Origin of the sequence: Enterococcus sp. DIV1368d, from assembly GCF_050542975.1 — a bacterium.
Taxonomy (GTDB): Bacteria; Bacillota; Bacilli; order Lactobacillales; family Enterococcaceae; genus Enterococcus_D; species Enterococcus_D casseliflavus.
Genome location: NZ_CP172939.1, coordinates 422714 through 445266, shown reverse-complemented (window position 1 = coordinate 445266; position 22553 = coordinate 422714). Strand labels below are relative to the sequence as shown.

General features: G+C 45.8%; 17 protein-coding genes. 6 read left to right on the top strand and 11 right to left on the bottom strand.

Annotated features, from left to right (window positions below):
- Positions 1–115: 115 nt before the first annotated feature.
- From IGJ44_RS02100 to IGJ44_RS02080, 5 genes are all read right to left on the bottom strand, one after another.
- Positions 116–2482 (bottom strand): phosphoketolase family protein, encoded by a 2367-nt coding sequence (locus IGJ44_RS02100; RefSeq protein ID WP_074535326.1) that lies wholly within the window; start codon positions 2480–2482, stop codon positions 116–118.
- A gap of 197 nt (positions 2483–2679) precedes the next feature.
- The gene (araA, locus tag IGJ44_RS02095) at positions 2680–4104 is read right to left on the bottom strand and encodes an L-arabinose isomerase (RefSeq protein WP_167826656.1); all 1425 of its coding nucleotides are present in this window, start codon (positions 4102–4104) and stop codon (positions 2680–2682) included.
- A gap of 19 nt (positions 4105–4123) precedes the next feature.
- Positions 4124–4819 (bottom strand): L-ribulose-5-phosphate 4-epimerase, encoded by a 696-nt coding sequence (locus IGJ44_RS02090; RefSeq protein ID WP_010748713.1) that lies wholly within the window; start codon positions 4817–4819, stop codon positions 4124–4126.
- A gap of 19 nt (positions 4820–4838) precedes the next feature.
- Positions 4839–6434 carry a xylulokinase gene (locus IGJ44_RS02085; protein WP_167826655.1) on the bottom strand — a complete coding sequence of 532 codons (1596 nt, stop codon included), beginning with the start codon at positions 6432–6434 and terminating at the stop codon, positions 4839–4841.
- 4 nt (positions 6435–6438) lie between these two features.
- Positions 6439–7545 (bottom strand): GntR family transcriptional regulator, encoded by a 1107-nt coding sequence (locus tag IGJ44_RS02080; RefSeq protein ID WP_016609602.1) that lies wholly within the window; start codon positions 7543–7545, stop codon positions 6439–6441.
- 149 nt (positions 7546–7694) lie between these two features.
- Between IGJ44_RS02080 and IGJ44_RS02075 the strand changes: the two genes are divergently transcribed.
- The 3 genes from IGJ44_RS02075 (at position 7695) to IGJ44_RS02065 (ending at position 10814) form a co-directional block, all read left to right on the top strand.
- Positions 7695–8561 (top strand): SHOCT domain-containing protein, encoded by an 867-nt coding sequence (locus IGJ44_RS02075; protein ID WP_074535331.1) that lies wholly within the window; start codon positions 7695–7697, stop codon positions 8559–8561.
- Positions 8562–8766: 205 nt separating this feature from the next.
- Entirely contained in the window at positions 8767–9597 is an 831-nt protein-coding gene (locus IGJ44_RS02070) for a helix-turn-helix domain-containing protein (protein WP_074535332.1), read from the top strand.
- Between the two features lie 107 nt (positions 9598–9704).
- Complete coding sequence (locus IGJ44_RS02065) at positions 9705–10814, top strand: ABC transporter ATP-binding protein (RefSeq protein WP_005227260.1); 1110 nt, start codon at positions 9705–9707, stop codon at positions 10812–10814.
- A gap of 508 nt (positions 10815–11322) precedes the next feature.
- Here the strand turns inward: IGJ44_RS02065 and IGJ44_RS02060 are convergent.
- The 4 genes from IGJ44_RS02060 to chvE form a co-directional block, all read right to left on the bottom strand.
- Positions 11323–11658 carry a PTS sugar transporter subunit IIB gene (locus IGJ44_RS02060; RefSeq protein ID WP_074535333.1) on the bottom strand — a complete coding sequence of 112 codons (336 nt, stop codon included), beginning with the start codon at positions 11656–11658 and terminating at the stop codon, positions 11323–11325.
- 12 nt (positions 11659–11670) lie between these two features.
- On the bottom strand, positions 11671–12867 hold the full coding sequence (gene mmsB / locus IGJ44_RS02055) for a multiple monosaccharide ABC transporter permease (RefSeq protein ID WP_005227258.1): 1197 nt from the start codon (positions 12865–12867) through the stop codon (positions 11671–11673).
- Position 12868: 1 nt separating this feature from the next.
- Positions 12869–14398, bottom strand: a complete 1530-nt coding sequence (gene mmsA / locus IGJ44_RS02050; RefSeq protein WP_005231476.1) for a multiple monosaccharide ABC transporter ATP-binding protein — start codon at positions 14396–14398, stop codon at positions 12869–12871.
- Between the two features lie 146 nt (positions 14399–14544).
- Complete coding sequence (gene chvE / locus IGJ44_RS02045; protein ID WP_005231478.1) at positions 14545–15645, bottom strand: multiple monosaccharide ABC transporter substrate-binding protein; 1101 nt, start codon at positions 15643–15645, stop codon at positions 14545–14547.
- 232 nt (positions 15646–15877) lie between these two features.
- Here chvE and IGJ44_RS02040 point away from each other — a divergent pair, with 232 nt between their 5' ends.
- Genes IGJ44_RS02040 through IGJ44_RS02030 form a run of 3 tightly spaced genes read left to right on the top strand, consistent with a single transcriptional unit; the run spans position 15878 to position 19872 of the window.
- Positions 15878–16882 carry an ABC transporter substrate-binding protein gene (locus IGJ44_RS02040; protein WP_008376147.1) on the top strand — a complete coding sequence of 335 codons (1005 nt, stop codon included), beginning with the start codon at positions 15878–15880 and terminating at the stop codon, positions 16880–16882.
- Positions 16883–16892: 10 nt separating this feature from the next.
- Positions 16893–18341: a sensor histidine kinase gene (locus IGJ44_RS02035; protein ID WP_074535334.1), complete on the top strand. Its 1449-nt coding sequence runs from the start codon at positions 16893–16895 to the stop codon at positions 18339–18341.
- Positions 18319–19872, top strand: a complete 1554-nt coding sequence (locus IGJ44_RS02030) for a response regulator (protein WP_430606061.1) — start codon at positions 18319–18321, stop codon at positions 19870–19872. The genes IGJ44_RS02035 and IGJ44_RS02030 overlap by 23 nt, the downstream gene beginning before the upstream one ends.
- An 81-nt stretch (positions 19873–19953) precedes the next feature.
- Here the strand turns inward: IGJ44_RS02030 and IGJ44_RS02025 are convergent, their stop codons facing one another.
- Positions 19954–22026, bottom strand: coding sequence for a DNA topoisomerase III (locus IGJ44_RS02025; protein ID WP_074535336.1), 2073 nt, complete (start codon positions 22024–22026; stop codon positions 19954–19956).
- Entirely contained in the window at positions 21959–22336 is a 378-nt protein-coding gene (locus IGJ44_RS02020) for a DUF1033 family protein (protein WP_005227251.1), read from the bottom strand. The genes IGJ44_RS02025 and IGJ44_RS02020 overlap by 68 nt, the downstream gene beginning before the upstream one ends.
- Positions 22337–22553: the final 217 nt, after the last annotated feature.

Genomic DNA, 22553 nt, shown 5'->3' with positions numbered 1-22553 from the left:
AGACAGTCGGTCGGGCTACCTTAGTAAGGTGTCCCGACCCTGTTGCGGATCGTTTTGTTTCTTTTGTGCTTTTTTTGTTCTTAAACTGTCTTACGTTGGCGTTGTGGAGAATAAATCAACGCAATGGTTTCCATTCCCACTCTTCGACTTCGGCGATATCATAGCCGTTTTCTCGAATAAAGTCATGGTGATACGCAACGGTGTCTGCCATTTTTTGGGCAAAGTCCGTTGCTTTTTCTCCATAGACCCATTCGGCGGCGTCTTTGGCTAAGTGGAAGCGATCCAATTCAGAAAGGATCCGCATATCAAACGGTGTCGTGATGTCGCCATTTTCTCGGTACCCATGAATATGAAGCTGTTGGTTGCGACGGCCAAAGAAGATATCGCGAATCAGTCCTTCATACCCGTGGAAAGCAAACACGATCGGTTTGTCTTTCGTAAAGTAGGCTTCGAATGCTTCATCGCTTAACCCACGAGGATCGACTTCTGGACGACGCAATTTCAATAGATCGACCACATTGATGAAGCGGACTTTCAACTCTGGGAAGGCTTCAATCAGCAAGGAAACAGCGGCTAAAGCTTCCAAATTCGGTTCCGTCCCAGCAGCTGCGATCACAATATCGGGTTCTTGTCCTTCATCTGTCGATGCCCAGTCGATGACTTTCAAGCCATCTTTGACAAGCACTTTCGCTTCATCCGCCGAATAAAACTGCGGACGTGGGTGTTTTGAAGAGACCACTAGATTGATCTTTTCTTCAGAAGCGAGTGTTTCTGCCATGACAGCCATCAAGCTATTGGCGTCGGCTGGCAAGTAGACCCGCACAAAGTCGGCTTTTTTCTCTGCAATATGGGTCATGATCCCTGGATCTTGGTGGGTGTACCCATTATGGTCTTGTTGGAAGACCGTTGATGAAGCAATCAAATTCAATGAGGGGTACGGGTTGCGCCAGTCAAGATCATGGGCTTTTCGTAACCATTTGAAGTGTTGCGTGATCATAGAATCAACGACTCTTAAGAATGACTCGTAGCTGGCAAAGAAGCCATGACGACCCGTCAGCACATAGCCTTCCAAGAAGCCTTCTGCTTGATGTTCTGATAATTGTGAATCAATCACACGGCCCACTGAAGACAGCCATTCATCATAATCAGGATGTTTTGGCTCCAACCATTGGCGGTCCGTGACTTCAAACACATGGTTCAACCGATTGGATTTGGCTTCATCTGGGCCAAAGATGCGGAAGTTGTCGGGATTTTCTTTGATGATGTCACGGGCAAATTTCCCAAAGACCATCATATCTTGGGCAGTCGTTTCCCCTGGTGTCTCGATCGCAATGGCATGTGCTTGCCAATCTGGCAAGCGTAGCGGTTGCGGATCGATCCCCCCATTGGTGATTGGGTTGACCGCCATCCGCTGCTCCCCTTTTGGTGCCAATTCTTGAATCTCAGCTTTGATGCGGCCGTTTTCGTCAAAAAGCTCTTCTGGACGATAAGACTGCAGCCAATCCGTCAAAGCATCCACGTGTTCCATATGTTTCGCATTGACAGGGATCGGCACTTGGTGGGCACGGAAGCCCCCTTCAATCGGCTCGCCATCCCAGACTTTCGGTCCAGTCCAGCCTTTCGGTGTGCGAACGATCAAAACAGGCCAATGAGGCATAGTGGCTTCTTCCGCAGAACCTTTGCGGGCTTCTGCTTGGATCGCGTGGATCTGTTCGATGGCTTGATCCATTTTCTGTGCCAATTGCGGATGAACGGCTTCTGGATCGTCCCCTTCTACGAAATAAGGGGTCCAACCCATGCCTTCAAAATATTTCGTGAGATCTTGGTCACTTTTACGAGCCAAGATCGTTGGATTGGCAATCTTGGCGCCATTCAAATGCAAGATAGGCAAAATTGCGCCATCATTGACTGGATTAATAAAGGTATTTGAAAACCAGCTGCCCGCTAATGGTCCAGTTTCGGCTTCGCCATCACCGACCACTACTGCTGCAATGACATCGGGATTGTCTAAAATAGCTCCGGTAGCGTGGGCGATGGAATAGCCTAGCTCGCCGCCTTCATGGATCGAACCTGGCGTTTCAGGTGCCGCATGAGAAGCGATCCCACCTGGGAAAGAGAAGGTTTTGAATAGATGTTTCATCCCTGCTTCGTCTTGGGTGGCTTTTGGATAGATCTCGCTGTAGCTGCCGTCTAAATAAGCATTCGCAACCATGACTTGTCCGCCATGGCCTGGTCCTTCGATATAAAACATGTTTAAGTCGTACTTATTGATGACGCGATTGAGATGGGTGTAAATAAAATTTTGCCCTGCGATCGTTCCCCAGTGACCAATCGGATTCACTTTCAAATCTTTTTCTTCGATGGGGCGGCGCAATAAGGGATTGTCTTTCAAATAAATCTGACCAACGGAAAGGTAGTTGGCTGCTCGCCACCAAGCGTTCATTTTCTGGTAATACTCAGGTGTATCGTAGGTTGTCTTCATTGTGCTCCTCCTTTTAGTCCATTGTTCCACTCTTACATAAAAGTCTATGCCCCCTATATTTAAAAGTCAATTTTGCTGATTGCTGGTGCTTTCAGGGGTCTGCTTATCCGCACTTTGCAGATAGAAGGCAAGAAAGCTTAAGAAAAACGCAAAGAAACCGCCGACCATCGCCAACGGTTTCTTTTGTGATTGGGTACTTATTTGATCTTTACGTATTCTAATCCCACAAGCTTCGCCCATGTTTCGATCTGATCAGAATTTAGGACAAGTGAGACAACGGTGTGATGGCCACCGCCTGTTTCGATCCACTGTTTGACGCCATCGTGGAAGTTTGGTTTTGGTGTCCACATTACTCGTGCAACCGGTAGTTTTGGTGCTTCTTCAGTTGGCTCAAAGGCATCGACTTCATTGATCAATAATTTGTAGTGGGTGCCAAAGTCGGCCATCGAAACCACGACACCTTCGCCGCCTTGGCCGTCAAAGACGAGTCGGGCTGGGTCTTCACGATCCCCCATCGACAATGGCGAAACCACGATTTTTGGTTTGTTGGCTGCTAATACTGGATCGACTTCCATCATGTGGGATTGCAAGATGGCTTCTTTTCCTGGTGTCAGCTCATAGGTATAGTCTTCCATAAAGCCAGTCGCTTTATTGTGGGCCATGATTTTCATCAAGCGGTCAATAGCGGCGGTTTTCCAGTCCCCTTCACCAGCAAACCCATAGCCTTCTGCCATCAAACGTTGTACAGCTAAACCAGGCAACTGCTGCATACCATATAGGTCTTCAAAGTTCGTGGTAAATGCCGTATAGCCGCCTGCTTCAAGGAAACGGCGCAGACCGATTTCTTGTTTGGCTTGGGCTTTGACATGACGTGCCCATTCTTCTTTGTCGTAATCGCCATAATCGAAATCATACAGCTGGCTGTATTCTTCAAAGAGTGCATCGACTTCTTCGTCAGTCACCGCATCGACGACTTGAACCAAATCGCCGATCCCAAAATAATCAACGGTCCAGCCAAATTGGATCTGTGCTTCGACTTTATCGCCTTCGGTCACCCCAACGTTACGCATGTTGTCGCCAAAACGAGCGACTTTGATTTGGAAGCTTTCATTGTAGCCGACTGCCACGTCCATCCAAGCAGCGATTTCTTTTTGGATGGCTTCATTTTTCCAATAGCCAACAACGATTTTGTTTTGCTTTTTCAAACGGGCATTGATAAATCCATATTCTCGGTCACCATGAGCCGCTTGGTTCAAGTTCATAAAGTCCATATCGATGGTTTCCCATGGAATTTGTTCATTGTATTGAGTGGCAAGGTGCAGCAATGGTTTTTGTAATAATTTCGTGCCGCGAATCCACATTTTTGCTGGTGAGAAGGTATGCATCCAGGTGATCACCCCAGCGACTTCATCCCGATAGTTGACTTCTTTCATGATTTTCGTAATCGTATCGGCAGTAACAGCGAGTTCTTGTAAAACGACTGGATAAGGCAGCTTTGAGCTGTCATTTAAGCTTTTGACCATTTCTTCTGCATGGTCCCGTACTTCTTGTAATGCTTCTTCTCCGTATAAGTGCTGTGATCCTACGACGAACCAAAATTCTTTTTTCCCGATTTCTAACATTCTACTTGCTCCTTTTTCGTTATTTTTGCCCGTAATAGGCATTTTCTCCATGTTTGCGTAAATAATGTTTGTCTAAGACCCGCTGCGGCAATTCGGGTGCGTAACTGTTCAGCTGACGCGTGATAAAATTCATCTTAGCAACTTCTTCTAAGACCACTGCGTTCATCACCGCCGCATCCGCCGTTTTGCCCCAGGTAAACGGTCCATGACCGTGAAGCAAGACACCAGGAATTTCTTCTGGCGTGATGCCGCGTTCCTTAAAGGTTTCGACGATCACCTGTCCTGTTTGTGCTTCATAACCTTCATCGATCTCGGTTTGCGTCAAAAAGCGGGCACATGGGACAGCCCCATAAAACGTATCGGCATGGGTCGTGCCCATCGCTGGCAGATCGAGTCCTGCCTGAGCCCAGCTCGTCGCCCATGTAGAATGGGTATGGACGATTCCACCAATTTCTGGAAATGCTTTGTATAAAACGGCATGCGTTGGCGTATCGGAGGAAGGATTTTTCGCTCCTTCCACTACGTTGCCCTCAAAATCACAAACCACCATATCACTGGCTTGCATGGTTTCATAGTCAACACCGCTAGGTTTGATGACAAACAATTGCTGTTGGCGATCCACTGCTGACACATTGCCCCAGGTGTATTTGATCAATCCTTGCTTAGGCAATGCCAAATTGGCCTGAAAGACTTCTTCTTTTAATCCTTCTAACACAAAATTCCCTTCTTTCTTTTTAAATCAACGCATCGATTGCCGCTTGCTCGATCGGCAACCCTGCTTGGTAACGTTGGGTAAAGACGGTGAACCCCTGAATGTCGGCTTCTGTCGGGGCTAAGGTCACGCCGTGGTCATTTTTAAACACTTGATCTGCTAAGAATGCTGCCAAGGATTGTTCTGGCGTATGACGGCGAAGGTACGCTGCTAAAAGGGCGATCCCCCAGGCGCCGCCTTCACCAGCCGTTTCCATGACCGTGACTGGGGCTTCCATGACAGCTGCCAAGACACGTTGGGCAACTTCTGGCGTTTTGAAGATCCCACCGTGACCAACGATTCGATCAATAGCGACGTCTTCGGCTTCCAGAATCTTCATCCCGATCTTCATCGCACCAAAGGCACTAAACAGATGTAAGCGCATGAAATTTGCTAAAGTAAAAGAACTCTCTGGCGATCGGACGAAAAGCGGCCGTCCTTCAGGGATCTTAGTGATATTTTCACCAGAATAATAGCCATAAGAAAGCATCCCGCCACAGTCTGAATCCCCTTTCAATGCTTCGTTGAATAAGGTCGTAAACAATTCTTCCGTGGAGAGTTTCATTCCAGCTGCGTCGGCAAATTCGCGGAAAAGTTTGACCCAGGCATTGATCTCCGAGGTACAGTTATTCGTATGGACCATCCCCACCAAATCACCAGAAGGCGTCGTGACCAAATCGATCTCTGGATACACTTTAGTTAAGGGTTCTTCTAAGACGATCATGGCAAAAGCAGACGTACCGGCTGAAACATTCCCGCTTCGCTGTGCCACACTATTCGTGGCAACCATGCCAGTGCCCGCATCGCCTTCTGGCGGACATAACGGGATGCCAGCTTGCAAAGTACCAGTTGGGTCGAGTTTTTTTGCCCCTTCTGCCGTCAATGTGCCGGCTGGTTCGCCTGCTGTCAACACTTGCGGCAAAAGGTCTTTGATCTGCCAAGGATACCCCAGACTGCTGATTTGTGCATCAAATTGCTGCAGCATATTCGCATCATAGTTTTTTGTCGTACTGTCGATTGGGAACATCCCTGATGCATCGCCGATTCCGATAACTTTTTCCCCTGTCAGCTGCCAATGGACATAGCCGGCTAAGGTAGTAAAAAAAGCAACCTCTGGGACGTGGGCTTCTTGATTCAAAATCGCTTGATACAAATGCGCGATACTCCAACGCTGCGGGATGTTGTATTGGAACAATGCCGTCAAGGCTTTTTCTGCTTCTTCCGTGATCGCATTGCGCCATGTCCGAAAAGGTACTAACAGCGTGCCTTGCTGATCAAAAGCCATATAGCCGTGCATCATTGCAGAAAAACCGATACTGCCGATCGTCGTCAAAGGTACCTCAAATTGCCGTTGGATGTTGTGCGCCAACTCTTGGTAGCTGGCTTGCAGTCCTTGCCAAATCGCCTCTAGTGAGTAGGTCCAAATCCCTTGCTCCAATTGATTTTCCCATTCAAAGCTGCCTGAAGCGATCGTCTGAAACTGCTCATCGATCAAGACAGCTTTGATCCGTGTCGAGCCTAGCTCGATCCCAAGAGACGTGCGCCCGTCAATAATTGCTTGCCTTACTTGTTGCGTCATCTTCTTATTCTCCTTTTTGGTTATTGACTGAACCGCGAACGATCAGCTCCGGTTCAAAATAAAAGCGTTGTGCTTCTGTTGCCTTACCTGTAGTGATCCATTGTGCCGCCAATTCCCCCATCGCTTCTTTCGGGTGAGTTAGTGTGGTGATCGTCGGTGTGGACAAGGTGCTAAGGGGCGAGTCATCGTTACCCACGATCGAAAAATCAGTAGGAACGTTCTTCCCAGCAGCCGTCAATGCTTGAATCAAGCGATGCGCGATCTCATCGTTGTAACAAACGATGCCTGTGACTTGATTATCGGCAGCCGTCAAGCGCTGGATCGCTTGTTCAATAACGGCTTCTTTCGTCTCCGTCGTATACGTCAAGACGTCTTCTGCTGCAAACGTCCGCTTGGCTTGGGTCAAGGCTTTGACAAACCCTTTCATCCGATATTTCCCTTGTAAGTCATCGATTTTCGTGATCATCATCAACTGCTGATGCTGTTGTTCTAATAGATAATTGGTTGCTAAAAACCCAGAACGTGTATCGTTGACACAAATATGCGGCAAGTCTAGTTCTTCGTAATAGGCATTGATCATGACGAGAGGAATCCCGGCTTCTTGGAGGGCGACATAATAAGCAAGATTCGGGTTGTACTGGCTGCTCTTCGTTGGCTCAACGATCAACCCGTCTACCCCTTGATCCATCATTTGCTGCAAGCACGCTCTTTCTTGCTCATGGTCATTGTTGGTTGATCCTAGAAGCAGTGAATAGCCTTGCTCCCGCAATGTCTGTTCCACGCCGCGCATGATCGAAGGGAAAATATAATCAGACAAATAGGTCATGATGATCCCAATCGTTTTGCGGTTTTTATGATTGACAGTCTCAGGTTTTGAAACGTAGGTGCCTGAGCCTCGTTCTTTTCTTAAATAGCCTTCATTGACCAAAACAGCGATCGCTTGGCGCACCGTGTGGCGGCTATAATGAAATTCTTCCTGTAAGGTTGCTTCTGAAGGGATTGCATCGCCTTCTTGATAGGTGCCTAAGCGGATCTTTTCTCTTAAGATATCCGCAAGTTGTTCGTACTTATTCGCCATTTTAATCCCATCTTTCAAAAGTTGTCCGTACATCTAAGATACCAAGAAACCGCTTCCGTGTCAATTGCTGCTATGGCTTTTTTTCTAAAAAAACCTAACGAAAAGAAGATAAATGATAAATCTCCTTTATTTTCATCAGAATAAAACGAATCAAAACACTATTTGTTGTATAATTGAATAAAATGTTGCTTATTACGTTTGAGGAGGTAAGTATTTTGACGAGAACACCTAATGAAACCTACGAGGAACCCATTATTTTGTATTCAAAAAAATATCGAGAAAATCGCAGACATGATGCCAGCTGTCGTTGGCTCATTACGAAAAAAGGCGTCTGGATAAACAACACCCATCCAAAAATCCCAGATGAAAAGATTCCCATGGCAAAAATTGCCGATGTGGAATTACATATAGGCAAAGGTCTCTTAGTGGACTACCTCCGACTGCAGGTACCAGGTAATTCTCATCTGCTCTATTTCACCAATCGAATCTATGCCCAAAAAGCCTATGAGTTTTTAACGGATCATTTGGCAGCACTTGGTGGGCAATCAGCCAAAAGTTACGTGGATGAAGAGGCTGGAAAAATCAAATTACTTTCCTATCATTATCGTGATGCTTGGGTCATTTCAGAAGATACCCTCACGATCATCGATTACAAGAAGAAAGCGAAACAGGTTCTGCAGATTCCCCAAATCACCAGTGTCAATCTGAAAGAAGTTGCTGAATCAGGACTTTGGAAAGGCAATGGCTTTTTAGAATTGTATATTGGCGGCGGAGCGATCAGAGAAACCCATTCCTTCAGACGAATGGAACCGAATCACTCCCTTTGCTTTGCCGAAAAAGACCTGGTGATTGCTCGGATCATACAGCGCTACCTCACCAACTTCCCTCGGGAGCGGTCGGTCCCGTTAACGAACCCATCGCCACCACCAGCTGCGAAGCCGACGGAAGCGCTCATTGCTGAACTACGCGAACTAAAAGTGTTGGTCGACGAAGGAATTTTGACTGAAGAAGAATTTGCATTCAAGAAAAAACAACTGTTAGGATTATAGAAGCAATCGCTTCGGAGAAAAAAGCCGCCCTCCTGCCATGAGAAGACAGAGCTTTCGGTGAAGGGCTGTGCTTTTTTCCTGGGAAAATTTTGAACGGTTTTTTTAGAACATGCTATACTAATTGAAGAATACGTAGAGTATCTCAAAGGAGGTCTTTCTCATTTTTTCTTTTAATGACATCAAAGCACGTTTCCCCCAGGCAACGTTGCATGACAAAGTTGCCACAACGAAGGATATCGAATCCATCGCCTTCGGCAAAAAATATATTTGGCTGCCAACTGACCAATTAAGTGACAGTGAAAAATTGCTGATCCAACTGGGAAACGGCTCTTTGCAACCAGAAATCGATAACCGAAACCATCCATGGTATCCGATTTTATTTGAACATCAGCCCGTTCAAGAGCCAGAGTGGATTCGCTTGCTGCAAGTTCATTTCACCCGAACCATCGACTCTTTGCAATCCGAATGGCTCGCAGAGATTCAGCAAATGCTCCCTAGCGTGGTGGATCTTTTTTTCCTCACCGAAGACCATGCAGTGATCGTAGAAAAACAAGATGCTGCCAATTTGCCCATCGAAGATCTCGACGGCTTATTCGTCGCTTTGGATATGGATTTCGACTGCTATTCCCAGCTGTTCGTCGGTCCCTTCCATCATCCACGCCACGATTTCACTGCCTTATGGGCAAGTGAGTCTAGCCTGTTCAAAAATGAGTTAAAAACGAAAACCACCAGTAAAAGTATGGATCTGCCCAAAGTGGTCTTCTCTCTTTTTCGCAACGGCTTTTCCGAGTATATTTCCTTGTTTCGTACCTTGTATCTAGATTGGTTTGAAGAAGAGACCGAAACGATCATTCAATCCCTGTGGCGCAATCAAGGCAATGCAAGCTCCACAGCCAAAGAACTGTTCATGCATCGGAATTCTCTCCTATATAAGATCGATAAGTTTCAAACACTGACGCGCTTAAATTTAAAAAATATGGATGATCTGCTGCTTTGCTATTTATTGATCGATCAGTTCACCCATCAGAGCAATTAAACAACATGCACAAGAAAACGTTTTTTTCTTGTGCATGTTTCCGTTGCACCTTCGAAGCGTTTTCATTTATGATGTTCATGTAAACTAAATGGAAAGAGGTAATCCCAATGGTAGAAATGGCCTTAAAAAATATCCACAAAAAATATGATAATAATGATGCGTATTCGGTAACTGATTTTAATTTAGATATCGCGGATCGCGAATTCATCGTTTTCGTTGGACCTTCTGGTTGCGGAAAATCAACAACGCTTCGAATGATCGCTGGTTTAGAAGATATTTCTGAAGGCGAATTGAGCATCGGTGGAAAAGTAATGAACGATGTGGCACCAAAAGACCGCGACATCGCGATGGTTTTCCAGAACTACGCATTGTATCCCCATATGACTGTTTTCAACAACATGGCATTTGGTTTGAAATTGCGTAAATACGACAAAGAAGAAATTAAAAAACGGGTAGAAAATGCCGCTGAGATCTTAGGATTGACAGAATACTTAGATCGTAAACCAGCTGCCCTTTCAGGTGGTCAGCGTCAACGGGTTGCCCTAGGCCGTGCCATCGTCCGTGATGCCAAAGTCTTCTTGATGGATGAGCCGTTGTCAAACTTAGATGCGAAATTGCGGGTTGCCATGCGTGCGGAAATCGCAAAATTACACCAACGTTTAGAAACAACGACGATCTATGTAACCCATGACCAAACAGAAGCGATGACCATGGCTGACCGGATCGTTATCATGAAAGATGGCTTCATTCAACAAATCGGTTCACCAAAAGAAGTCTACAACACACCGAAAAACATTTTCGTTGCCGGCTTTATCGGTTCACCAGCAATGAACTTCTTCAATGTTACGTTGAAAAACGGTATGATCTCTGATGGACAAAGCTTGAACTTACGTATTCCTGAAGGCAAGAACAAGATTCTTGTGGAAAAAGGGTACGAAGGCAAACAATTAGTCTTTGGTATTCGTCCAGAAGATATTCACAGTGAACAAATCGCATTGGAAGCTTCTCCTGAAGCAACTGTACGTGCCGAAGTAGTCGTATCTGAATTATTAGGTGCAGAAACGATGCTTTATACACGCGTAGGTGCGACTGAATTTATCTCGAAAGTTGATGCTCGTGACTTCCACCGTCCAGGTGAAACAGTTGATTTGGCTTTCAACATCAACAAAGCACACTTCTTCGACAAAGATTCAGAAAATGTCATCACACTTCCTTAATTTGTAGTTACCATGCACTGTTCTCGGATTTGCCCCCTAGGCAGTCGCATTTAACTAATATCCACTTTTATTCCTTATTTGTATCCCCTAAAAACAGACAGTCAGCAGACTGTCTGTTTTTGGGTTTCGTTGTGTTTCCTACGAAACGCTTAGTTACGAACGAGAAACCAGAAGCGGTTTAATCAGCTCATTTCCCCCCTCCTACCGCCCACAGCCTCGATGCTTTAAGGGCGACACTCGCCCATCACTTGCCTTTAAACAGCATACGCGTGGTGTCAGCTTCGTCCTCTTCCCCCTCAACTTCTCTTTTGTTTGTCTATGATGCGATGTCCTAAACACGAGAAAACGAACCAACGGGCTTGCCACGCTTTTCTGCTTAATAGTGGCTTTCTTGGCTAGTGTAGGCAGAAAAGCACCGCAAAAAGAGTAGTGCTTGTGGGGGATGACAAGCACTACTCTGGGGAGCCTATTCAACTGCTGACCACCTAGCTTTTTGCCAAGCTGCTGGTTAGCGATCGTTTTGCAAGAGGGTCAGGCTGTCTGCAAGGACAGCTTCGCCATCTAACAACTCGTAATCTGTTTCTTTGATCAATTTATAAGGCACCGCTTTGACCATGAGAAAGTCTTTCAATCGATTGACTTCGTACTTCGACTGCGGACCGATCAGCAAGGCATCGACAGTCTGCTGCTGCAGGATCTGTTCAGCAATGATGGCTGGTGCCGAATAGATATGCACGGCTAATCCTTTTTCATCTGCAGCTCGCTGCATGTTTTTCACTAAGAGACCCGTAGTGATACCTGCGGTACAAATCAATAAAATCGTCTTTTGTTCTTGTTCCTCCATAAACAGGCCCTCCTACGATATTTTCTTTTTCTTATTGTAGATATCCAACACGACGGCCAGCAGCAAAATCAACCCTTTGATGGCTTGCTGCCAATCGACACCGACTCCTAAGATCGACATCCCATTGTTTAAGACACCCATCACGAGCCCACCAACGATCGCACCCATCACAGTACCAATACCACCTGATGTGGAAGCCCCGCCGAAATACACTGCGGCCATTGCATCTAATTCCATTGACGTTCCTGCTTGCGGGGTGGCTGCGTTCAACCGAGCGGCTAAAACCAAGCCCGCCAAAGCTGCCATCATCCCCATGTTCACGAAGACCCAGAAGGTGATTTTCTTCGTCTTGATCCCAGAAAGTTCGGCTGCTTTTTTGTTGCCGCCGGTTGCATAGATTTGACGACCAGCAACGGTTTTGTTAGTCAAAAAGCCATAAGCAGCCACGATCACCCCTAAGACGATCAAAATGATCGGATACCCTTGATAAGAGGCAAAGATATAGGTAGCGCCGAGAAATACGACCGCAGTAAAGACGGCTTTAAAGGCAAATGCTGCCATTGATTCCACTTCAAAAAGATTTTTTTTGCGACGCTCACGGGTCCGCCATTGGCCTAAAATCAGGATGCCCGTGATCACTACACCTAAAATCATGGAAAGTAAATGGATCTGACCGCCTGCAATATCTGGCAAATACCCAGTAGAAATTTGTTGGAATGCCTTGGGAAACGGCGCCAATGATTGACCCCCTAAGACGACTTGGGTCAGTCCTCGAAACATCAGTAAACCAGACAAGGTCACGATAAATGCTGGGATACCGACATACGCGACCCAGAAGCCTTGCCAAGCACCGATCACTGCGCCCATCAGTAAGCAAAGAGGCACTGCCAGCCAAGGACTGATGCCGTTATTGACCATTAAGACGCCTGCAATCGCACCGACAAACGCCATCACGGACCCTACGGATAAATCAACATGTCCTAACAAGACGACCAAGAGCATACCAGCTGCCAAAACGAGAATATGACTGTTTTGCAACACGAGATTGGTGATATTCAGCGGCCGCCAGAAAATCCCGTCGGTCATGAGCTGAAAGGCCACCAGCAGCACTGCTAAGATAATGATCATACTGTATTTGCTAAAGATTTCCAGTGCCTTTTCTTTCAGCGAATGGCTGCGTTCTTTTTTTAATTTATTGGTTGTTTCCATCTCAAACCCCACTCTCTTCTAATGTCATTAGATTCATCAATCGTTCTTGATCCGCCTCTTCCCGCAGGACCTCGCCAGTGAAGCGGCCTTCGTTCATCGTATAGATTCGGTCACACATGCCTAATAGTTCTGGCAGCTCCGAGGAGATGATGCAAATGGCTTTGCCAGCTGCTGCCATCTCTTCGATGATCGTATAGATTTCGTATTTCGCCCCGACATCGATCCCACGGGTCGGTTCATCTAAAAATAAGATGTCTGGTGTGGTCATCAGCCATTTTGCCAAAACGACCTTTTGCTGATTCCCGCCGCTCAAGCTGCCGACGTTTTGATAGATCGAATTGGTTTTCGTCCGCATTTTTTTGCGGAATTCTTCAGCCATCGTGACTTCTTTTTCTTTATCGATAACCCCTTGGCGGCTGATTTTGGCAAGACTAGCAATGGTGGTATTCTCGCGAATATCCATCAGCAGATTCAAGCCCAGCGCTTTTCGATCTTCCGACACATAGGCTAACCCATTTTTGATGGCGGTTGGCACGTCTTTGACAGAAATCGGTTGGCCGTCTTTATAGACTTCCCCCGAAATCGAACTGCCGTAGGAATGACCGAAGACACTCATGGCAAACTCAGTCCGTCCCGCACCCATCAAACCAGCGATGCCGATGATCTCTCCTTTGCGGATCATCAAGTTCAAATTCTCATTCACCACACGGGTATGGTCGATTGGATGATGGACCGTCCAATTTTTGACTTCAAAAAACGGTTCACCAATAGTGGGGTTCCGCTCTGGGTAGCGATTGGTCAAATCTCGCCCAACCATGCCGCGAATGATGCGCTCTTCAGAGATTTCGGCACCACTCAGCGTCTCGATCGTTTGCCCGTCTCGTAAAATCGTGATGCGATCCGCCACATTGACGATTTCATTCAACTTGTGGGAGATGATGATCGAGGTGATCCCTTGGTTGCGAAACTCTTTGATCAGCTCTAACAGATTGGCGCTTTCTTCTTCATTCAACGCCGCGGTTGGCTCATCTAAAATCAACAATCGGACGGATTTTGAAAATGCTTTGGCAATTTCCACCAGCTGTTGATGCCCGACACCGATTTGTGAAACCAGCGTATTCGGGTCTAATTTCAAGCCAACGATCTTTAAGAGGTTGTCTGTTTTCTTTTCGGTCAGATCCCAATCAATGATGCCGTGTTTGGCTTGTTCGTTTCCTAGAAAGATATTTTCTTTGATCGACAGGTAAGGACTTAATGCTAACTCTTGATGAATAATAACGATTCCTTTGTCCTCACTGTCCCGCAAATCTTTGAACTTGCATAACTCCCCTTCATAATAGATCTCTCCGTCATAGCTGCCGTAAGGATAGAGTCCGCTTAAGACATTCATCAGCGTGGACTTGCCAGCGCCATTTTCTCCACACAGTGCGTGGATCTCTCCTCGCTCGATCGAGAGGTTGACGTTATCAAGGGCGCGAACCCCTGAAAACTCTTTGACGATGCCTTTCATCATCAAAATATTATCTGCCATGTTCTTTCACCCTTTTCCTTTTTATGTAAAAGTGGTGCGCTGCCTTTGTAAGAAAAGCGGAAAGAACGAATAGTGGGGATGATTCGTTCTTCCCTACTGCTTTCGGGGAAACTAGTATCTTTTCTCGCTGGATCAGCGCTTCTTGCTTAAATGCCTAGCTCTTCTTCTGTATAGTAATCGGTATCGATCAGTTCTTCTTTGTAGTTGTCGCTATCCACAGAAACGGGATTTGACAAGTAGGTTGGTACGACTTTGACGCCATTGTCATAGGTTTCCGTATCGTTGACTGGCACTTCCTCGCCATTGGTGATGGCTTCGATCATTTCGATCGTGTTTTTCGCCAACACCCGTGTATCTTTGAAAATCGTTTGGGTCTGTTCGCCCGCGATGATCGATTTCACCCCTGCCACCGTCGCATCTTGACCGGTGATTACAGGTAGTGGTTTATCGGAAGAACCATAGCCAACGCCTTTAAGCGATGAAATGATTCCTAGGCTGATTGGATCATAAGGTGAAAGAACGGCATCCAATGTTTGATCCGTATAGTTGGCACTCAACAAGTTGTCCATCCGAGCTTGCGCAGTTGAACCATCCCAACGCAAAGTAGCGATTTGGTTAAAGTTGGTTTGACCAGAAGGAACGACTAGCTGTCCGCTGTCAAAGTATTGTTGGAAGACCGAAAGGACCCCATTATAATTGATCAGTGCATTGTTATCATCTGGAGAGCCGCCGAATAATTCAATGTTAAATGGTCCTTCACCGTCTTTGAGACCCAATTTGTCTTCAATATAAGACGCTTGCAGCACGCCGACTCCAAAATTATCAAAGGTGGCATAATAATCGACGTATTCCGAGTTCATCAGTAAACGGTCATAGGCGATGACTGTGATGTCTTCGTTATGGGCTTTTTCCAACACGTCTGTCAGTGCCGAACCATCGATCGAGGCGATCACTAAAGTATCAACGCCTTTGGTGATCATATTCTCAATTTGTGCCACTTGGTTTTCTACTTTGTCTTCTCCATATTGCAGGTCAGTTTTATAGCCGAGCTTCTCTAATTCTTCTACCATGTTGTCGCCATCTGCGATCCACCGTTCTGCCGATTTGGTCGGCATCGCGATCCCAACAAATCCTTTGTCTCCGTCACCGTTTGCCCCGCTGTCTGATCCATTCCCACAAGCTGCTAACAATCCGCCAACCAATAAGGTGGATGCTAGGACGACCAATTTACCAAAAGTACCTTTCATTGTGATCCCTCCATGTCTTTTTCTTACATTCTCAGTATAGCCATTTAAGGAATCGCTTACATTTAGATTTTTTCGAGGTTTCTTGGATTTCTTGAGAAAAAACGACTCAGTTGCCCCCTTTTCTTTTCGTAATCTTGGATTTTTTAAGATTCCCTTGGTTTTTATTTGATTTGATATTTTGTGTAAAGCGCTTCCGTATTTTTTAGTAGAATAGACCATAGAGGTGAAAAAAATGAGGAATATAAAAATTGGGTTACTCCTTTGGTTGTGTTTGTCTTTCTTGGCTGGTTGCCAAGCAGTCAAAGAAACGACCGCTGAAACATCGGAAGAAAGTATCGTGATCGGTTTTTCTCAATCGGGAACGGAAAGCAGCTGGCGCAAGCGCCACACCGAATCGATTCGCACTGAATTAGAGAAGGAAGGCTATGAAGTGCTCTATCGTAACGGCTATATGAATCAAGAACGTCAGATTCAAGATATCCGCAGTTTTATCGTGTATCAAGTCGATGCCATCGTCTTTACCCCGATTCAGGAAAACAATTGGGAACCGATTTTGGAAGAAGCTGCGCAAGCGGGGATTCCCGTTTTCGTGGTGGACCGTCATGTCAACGTCAGCGATCCCTCTTTGTTTCTGACTCATATCGGGCCAAGCTTCAAAGCCGAGGGCAATCGTGCAGGTCTCTACGTCAGCAATTATTATAAAGAACATCAAAATGAAACGATCAATGTTTTAGAATTGACGGGACTGGATGCTACTTCTCCGACGTATTTGCGCTCAGAAGGGTTCCGAGAAACCATCAAGCGTGATTATGCCCACAACAATGTAACGATCCAAGTCAAAGATGAGCTAAATGGTGACTTCATTCGCCGCAAAGGCAAAGAAGTCATTGAACAATACATCGCAGAAGGCAAAATGGAGCAGATCGATGTCTTGTTCAGTCACAATGACGAGATGACTCTTGGCGCTCTTGAAGCCCTCGAAAAAACCGATATTGAGCCAGGGAAGGATTTGGTGATCGTATCGATCGATGCCCAAAAAGAAATGATCGACAAATTGAAGCAAGGGATCGTCAATTGTGTCGTTGAATGCAACCCAGACGCTGGTGTGTTCGTCAAAAATGCCATCTCGCGCTACTTGGCTCGCGGCGCCGATGCCATTCCTCGTGAAATCTATGTCCATGAAACAGTTTTTTCCAGTGATATGGACTTTGATCAGATTCCACCAAGAAATTATTGAGGAGATGAAGATGAAAACAAAAAGTATCAAGGGCATTTTCCAGCAGACCAACAAACTGATGATCCTCGTCGCCTTTATCCCCCTTGTAGTAAGCAGTGTCTTTTACTCGCGGCAGATTTTTATTTACCAAAACACCATCAACAATATTGAAGAAGCCAATCAACTATCGGAAAAAGTCGACGCCATTGTCTTGGAGGAGATGTGGGACTTAGTCTTTGGCCAAAAAACCGTCGCACAAGTCCAAGAAACCAATGTGATCGATGAACTGAGGAGCGATCTGCAGCACATTCAAGAAAATACCAGCACTGCCAAAGAGCTCAATATTTTAGCAGTCGCCTTTCGGACGCTCGATTCTTTAGAAACCTATCAGCAACAGTTGATCGACAATATTCTCAAGGATGAGCCGGTGGAAAAAAACCAATACGTCATGATCCAAGTGGATTCGGTGATCGATTTGCTATCCGATATTTTGCAGCAGTTTGTCGGGGTAGAGATCAGCTTAGCCAGCCAAACCAATCACGAACTGGTCCAATCCGTGTTGCTGCTGATCCTTTTTCAGGTCGTGTTGCTTTTGATCATCTTTGCGATCATCAATAAAAACCGCCGCTTTGTTCGTGACAATCTGCAATACCCGCTGGATCGGTTGTTAGACCTTTCCAATGAACTATCCCAAGGACATTTGAGCTACCGAGCAGAACTGCCCGAAACCCCAGAGCTGCGGACTCTGACGAGTAGCTTGAATCGGATGGCAGATGACTTGACTCGGCTCTTGGAAGAAAATGCCTTGAAGCAGTATCACTTAGCCCAAAGTGAGGTGCGGGTCTTACAAGCCCAGATCACTCCACATTTCATCTATAATAGTTTAGATGCGATCGTTTCTTTGATTGAAGCTGCCCGTTACGAGCAAGCAACCGAAATGACTTATGCGCTGTCAGATTTTTTCCGCATCTCCTTAAGCAAAGGGCAAGACTGGATTCCGCTGGAAAAAGAATTGCGGCATGTGGACGATTACTTGAAGATTTTGCAGATCCGCTATGGCAGGATGCTGTCTTACACCATTGAAGATCAAACTGTCAGTCCAGAACTACAGGTTTTGAAGATGGTCCTGCAGCCCCTTGTTGAAAACGCCGTATATCATGGCACCAAATTTGTCCGTCGTGTCGGCATGATTCGAATCACAGTGTCAGAATTGCCTCACCAGATTCAAATGACCATCAGTGACAACGGTGTTGGGATCGACCCTGAGCGTTTGGAGGAGATTCGTCGTAACCTTAAAGAAACCACTGATCCCGCCTCTGAGAGCGGCTATGGCCTATATAACGTCTATCGCCGTCTCCAGCTGAACTACGGCAGCGAAGCGCAACTGACGATCCACAGTCAATACCAAGAAGGCACCACGATTAACGTCACAGTACCAAAAAGGGAGGAACCCAACCATGTACAAAGTGTTCATAGTTGAAGATGAACATCTGATTCGCGATAGTTTGCGCCACCAAATCATGACTCTTGCCAAACAATACCCGATCGTTTATAGCGATGAAGCCGCAGATGGCGAATTGGCGCTGGCTTCGATCCTTGATCTGCGTCCTGATATTATTATCAGTGATATCAAAATGCCGTTTATGGACGGCTTGGTCTTTGCGAAAGAAGCCAAGAAATTATTGCCGCAAGTTCGCATTATTTTCGTTAGCGGCTTTGATGATTTTGACTATGCAAAAACGGCACTGCAGCTGCAAGCAGACGATTACTTGCTCAAGCCCATCAAAAACGAAGAATTAGAACAAGCCATCAAAACCGTCGTTCAACATTTAGATGAACAACAAGCCACTCATCAACAATTATCCAAAGAAGACGATTTATTCGAAATGGAAATCAAAAAGAATCACTTTCTGAATCACCTCTTTAAACAAAAGATCACGATCTCAGAAGCCTTTTTACAAGCAGAAGAACTGGGCCGGCGCTTTTCAGGCAAACAGTTTTGTGTGCTCTTAGCAAAAACCCCCTTCAATCAAAGCTTTTCTGACTACACTCGCTTTAGCCAGCAGCTGACCAAAGCCTATGAACAAGACGATGCCGTCTTGTTCTCCAGTGTGTCTAGCCGCTTCATCAAGTTTTTGCTTTTTGACCATGACCGAGAACAAGTTTTAGAAAAAGCCTATCAGATCGCTCAAAGCCTCGTTCATGGTTCTGGGGAAGAAGTAGCAGTGGCGATCGGACCGGTAGCAGATCGCTTCTCGGGCATCTCTCTTTCTTATCAGAAAGCTCGTGACATGCTAAAAACCTATGGCAGCATCCGCAAGGAAAAAATCATCAGCTATGAAGACGACATTCGCGAAGGGGAACTGTCCCCCACCAATCCCTTCAAAACCGACCTTGCTTCACGGCTGGCAAATGCTGGGAAACAGACGATCCCTGAGCTGATCGCTGAATTGATGGCGCCTCATGGAACCGTTGAGCGAACGCAAATGTACCGTTTGTTCGTCTTAGTCGAACTGCTGGCATTATTGAAGAAAAAAGACAGTCATTCGCTGCCCCAGATCGTTCAGCACGCCCATGACTTAGACTATCTAGCGGCATTGACCCATGAGCCAGAGAACTATCAAACGACTCTGGCAGAACTGTTGCCATTATTGACCCAACAACCCATCAATCCTGCGATGGCGAAATATCAAAGCGTCATCAATCAAGCCAAAGCCTTTATCAGTGAGCACTTTTCTGATCCCAATATTTCCTTAAATGTAGTTGCTGAAAAAGTTCATTTGAGTCCAGCACATTTCAGCACCATCTTCTCGCAAGCCACTGATTCTACGTTTATCGAATACTTGACCGAGCAACGGTTGACCTTAGCTAAGGAACTGCTGTTAACGACCAATCTACGGCTATCTGAGATCGCCTTTGATGTTGGCTATAATGACCCAAATTATTTTTCCTTTTTGTTCAAGAAGAAAGAAAACATCTCACCGAAAGAATACCGTCAAAAAAATTCCTAGATGAGTGAATGGATGGATGCAAAAAAAGAGTGAAGGACAGCAAAATCGTCCTCACTCTTTTTCATTTTCTACCTCATGCAGTTATTTCTTCTCCATCGCAGCTTTTAAAGCAGCTGCTAATGGGCTTTCTTGCGGTTCTTCTTGATTGATTTTGTTCATCAAGCGGCGTTCTTCGTGTTTCGACAGCTTTTTGCTGCGTTCCTTTTTATCCGCCATTTTTTCGGTGGTCCCATCGAATTTACAGCGGAAATAGGCGCCGTTTTTGCCTTCGATGATCTCCATCTTTCGGTGGCATTGCGGGCAGCGTCGGTTTGAAACTTTCGGGTCTTTCCGACGACGGTACTTGCAGGTGCCACTGGAGCAAACATAGATCTTGCCATCACGGGTATTTTTCTCCCGCAATGGTTCGCCGCATTCGGGACAACGTTTTTGGGTCAATGAGAAATCTTGGTACTTGCTTTCGCTTTGCTTGATTTCTTTGACCAGTTGTTTTGTGTCTGCTTCGATTTGTGCAAGGAAGGTTTGGGCAGAATAGGTGCCTTTCGCAATGGCTTCCAGTTCCTTCTCCCATTTTTCCGTCAATTCTGGTGTCACCATGGATGGATTGACTAAGACTAACAGCTGCTTGCCTTTTGGCGATACTTGCAAGCCGCTTGGGGTCCGCTCCATCAGCTCAGATTTGATCAGCTTTTCAATGATCTCCGCACGGGTTGCCGGCGTACCGAGACTATGTTTTTCCATTTTACCTAAAAGAGTTCCTTCATTCAACGGTTTCGGTGGTGTGGTCAACTCTTTCTGGATGGTGAACTCAGGCTTGACGGTACTGTCTTTTTGCCAAGCCACATCACTGGTTTCTTCTTCAGAAGTCGTTTTCCATCCCGCTTCTAACACGGTATTGCGGTTGAATACAAAGGTTTCTGAACCAAAGGTCACGGTCACTTTCTGCTGCTGCTTTTTATGGGGTTTCGCAAAGAGCATCAAGAAACGACTAACGATCATTTGATAGATCCGTTGTTCATCGGTAGTTAATTTTTCATAACGTGCCCGCTGTTCCGTTGGCAATAAGGCATGGTGATCGGTAACTTTTTTATCATTGAAGACAGCTTGCTGCACCACTTGTCCGCCATTTTTCAAGTATCCTTTGACTTCTGGGGCAAAATCCGCAACTGCCTGCAGGCGTTCCTTCATGGTTGCCTTCATATCATTGGTCAAATACTTGGAATCCGTCCTTGGATAAGTGACGATCTTGTGGGTTTCATACAAGCTTTGAACAAGCGACAAGGTCTTCTTGGCAGAAAAACCATAACGCTGATTGGCTTCTCGTTGGATCTCGGTCAAATCGTATGGCAATGGTGCACTTTCTGTTTTGACCTTTTCTTCGATCGCTGTCACGCGACCATTTTGTTGACTCATTTGCTTGACCAATGCTTCGGCGTCGCTGCGTTCTTTTAGTTGATAGGGATTTTTTTGCTGCAGGCGGGCCTTGGCATCGCCTACGTTTAGGGTAATCACATGATAGGTTTGCGGACGGAAACTCTCGATCTGCATTTCCTGACTGCGCACCAAAGCTAAGGTAGGGGTTTGGACCCGACCCGCACTAAGATTGTCTTGATATTTGACCGTCAATGCCCGGGTGACATTCAATCCTACCAGCCAGTCGGCTTTTGCCCGCGCAAGGGCGGAGTAGTAAAGATTGTCGTAGTGCTTGGCTGACTGCAATTTTGCAAAGCCTTCTTTGATGGCTTTAGGGGTTTGCGAAGAAATCCACAAACGTTTGACTGGTTTGTCAAAACGAACCCACTCCAAAATCCAGCGAGCGACTAGCTCCCCTTCTCTTCCCGCATCGGTAGCGATCACGACTTCCCCGACATCTTTTCTTTGAGCCAATTGTTTGATGGCTTTTAGTTGATGACCGGTTTTTGGCAACGGCTTGATCCCGATGGACTTAGGGATCATCGGTAGCGTTTCCATCTGCCATGATGCCCAGTCTTTGTTTAAATCTTCAGGCATTTTCAAGCCCAATAAATGACCAAGGGCCCAAGTAACGATCGCCTTGGGTCCTTCGTAATAATTTTTATGTTTTTGCTCACAGCCCAAAACTTTGCTGAGGTCTTTGGCAACGCTTGGCTTTTCCGCTAGAATTAGTTGTTTCATAAAAATCTTTCCTGCTTTCATCGACGACTTGCTGATATTCTTTAAGCAATGCCAGTCCAATATATTGTTGGAGGTAATCGTCGCATTCTTCGCACCAGCGTTCGTCTTCTTCATTCCAAAAAGCCGTCATAAAGTTTGATTTTGCATTTATGTACGAATACTCTTCTCTGATTTCTTGCCATTTTTGTTCATAAAATGACTGCGCCTCGCTGAAAGTTGCAAATGTGAACGCCTCTTGAATATCTGACTGCCATCCCTCAAAAAACCACCACGGTTCATTGTCCCCATACATGACTACTACTTGATACATTCCATTGCTCCTTTCACGATTCCTTCCTCATATTAGTCACTTTTACTTAAACTTGCAAGGAATAAGTTTCAGCATTTAAACATTGCTTTAAAAATTCATTAAACCCTCGTTTTTTTGTACGATTTATCGGTTGTTTAAGATTACATCATTTCTATGCCCCTATAGTCTAGCACAGATGTTTCCTGTTGTGAATATAACATCAAAAGATTAAAAAAAT

Excerpts from the sequence above, each read along its gene's own strand:
- IGJ44_RS02080 (WP_016609602.1), bottom strand. The coding sequence starts at position 7,545 with ATGTACGGACAACTTTTGAAAGATGGGATTAAAATGGCGAATAAGTAC.
- IGJ44_RS02065 (WP_005227260.1), top strand. The coding sequence starts at position 9,705 with ATGGTAGAAATGGCCTTAAAAAATATCCACAAAAAATATGATAATAAT.
- IGJ44_RS02085 (WP_167826655.1), bottom strand. The coding sequence starts at position 6,434 with ATGACGCAACAAGTAAGGCAAGCAATTATTGACGGGCGCACGTCTCTT.
- IGJ44_RS02030 (WP_430606061.1), top strand. The coding sequence starts at position 18,319 with ATGTACAAAGTGTTCATAGTTGAAGATGAACATCTGATTCGCGATAGT.
- IGJ44_RS02060 (WP_074535333.1), bottom strand. The coding sequence starts at position 11,658 with ATGGAGGAACAAGAACAAAAGACGATTTTATTGATTTGTACCGCAGGT.
- IGJ44_RS02040 (WP_008376147.1), top strand. The coding sequence starts at position 15,878 with ATGAGGAATATAAAAATTGGGTTACTCCTTTGGTTGTGTTTGTCTTTC.
- IGJ44_RS02025 (WP_074535336.1), bottom strand. The coding sequence starts at position 22,026 with ATGAAACAACTAATTCTAGCGGAAAAGCCAAGCGTTGCCAAAGACCTC.
- IGJ44_RS02020 (WP_005227251.1), bottom strand. The coding sequence starts at position 22,336 with ATGTATCAAGTAGTAGTCATGTATGGGGACAATGAACCGTGGTGGTTT.
- mmsA (WP_005231476.1), bottom strand. The coding sequence starts at position 14,398 with ATGGCAGATAATATTTTGATGATGAAAGGCATCGTCAAAGAGTTTTCA.
- chvE (WP_005231478.1), bottom strand. The coding sequence starts at position 15,645 with ATGAAAGGTACTTTTGGTAAATTGGTCGTCCTAGCATCCACCTTATTG.
- mmsB (WP_005227258.1), bottom strand. The coding sequence starts at position 12,867 with ATGGAAACAACCAATAAATTAAAAAAAGAACGCAGCCATTCGCTGAAA.
- IGJ44_RS02100 (WP_074535326.1), bottom strand. The coding sequence starts at position 2,482 with ATGAAGACAACCTACGATACACCTGAGTATTACCAGAAAATGAACGCT.
- IGJ44_RS02035 (WP_074535334.1), top strand. The coding sequence starts at position 16,893 with ATGAAAACAAAAAGTATCAAGGGCATTTTCCAGCAGACCAACAAACTG.
- araA (WP_167826656.1), bottom strand. The coding sequence starts at position 4,104 with ATGTTAGAAATCGGGAAAAAAGAATTTTGGTTCGTCGTAGGATCACAG.
- IGJ44_RS02075 (WP_074535331.1), top strand. The coding sequence starts at position 7,695 with ATGTTGCTTATTACGTTTGAGGAGGTAAGTATTTTGACGAGAACACCT.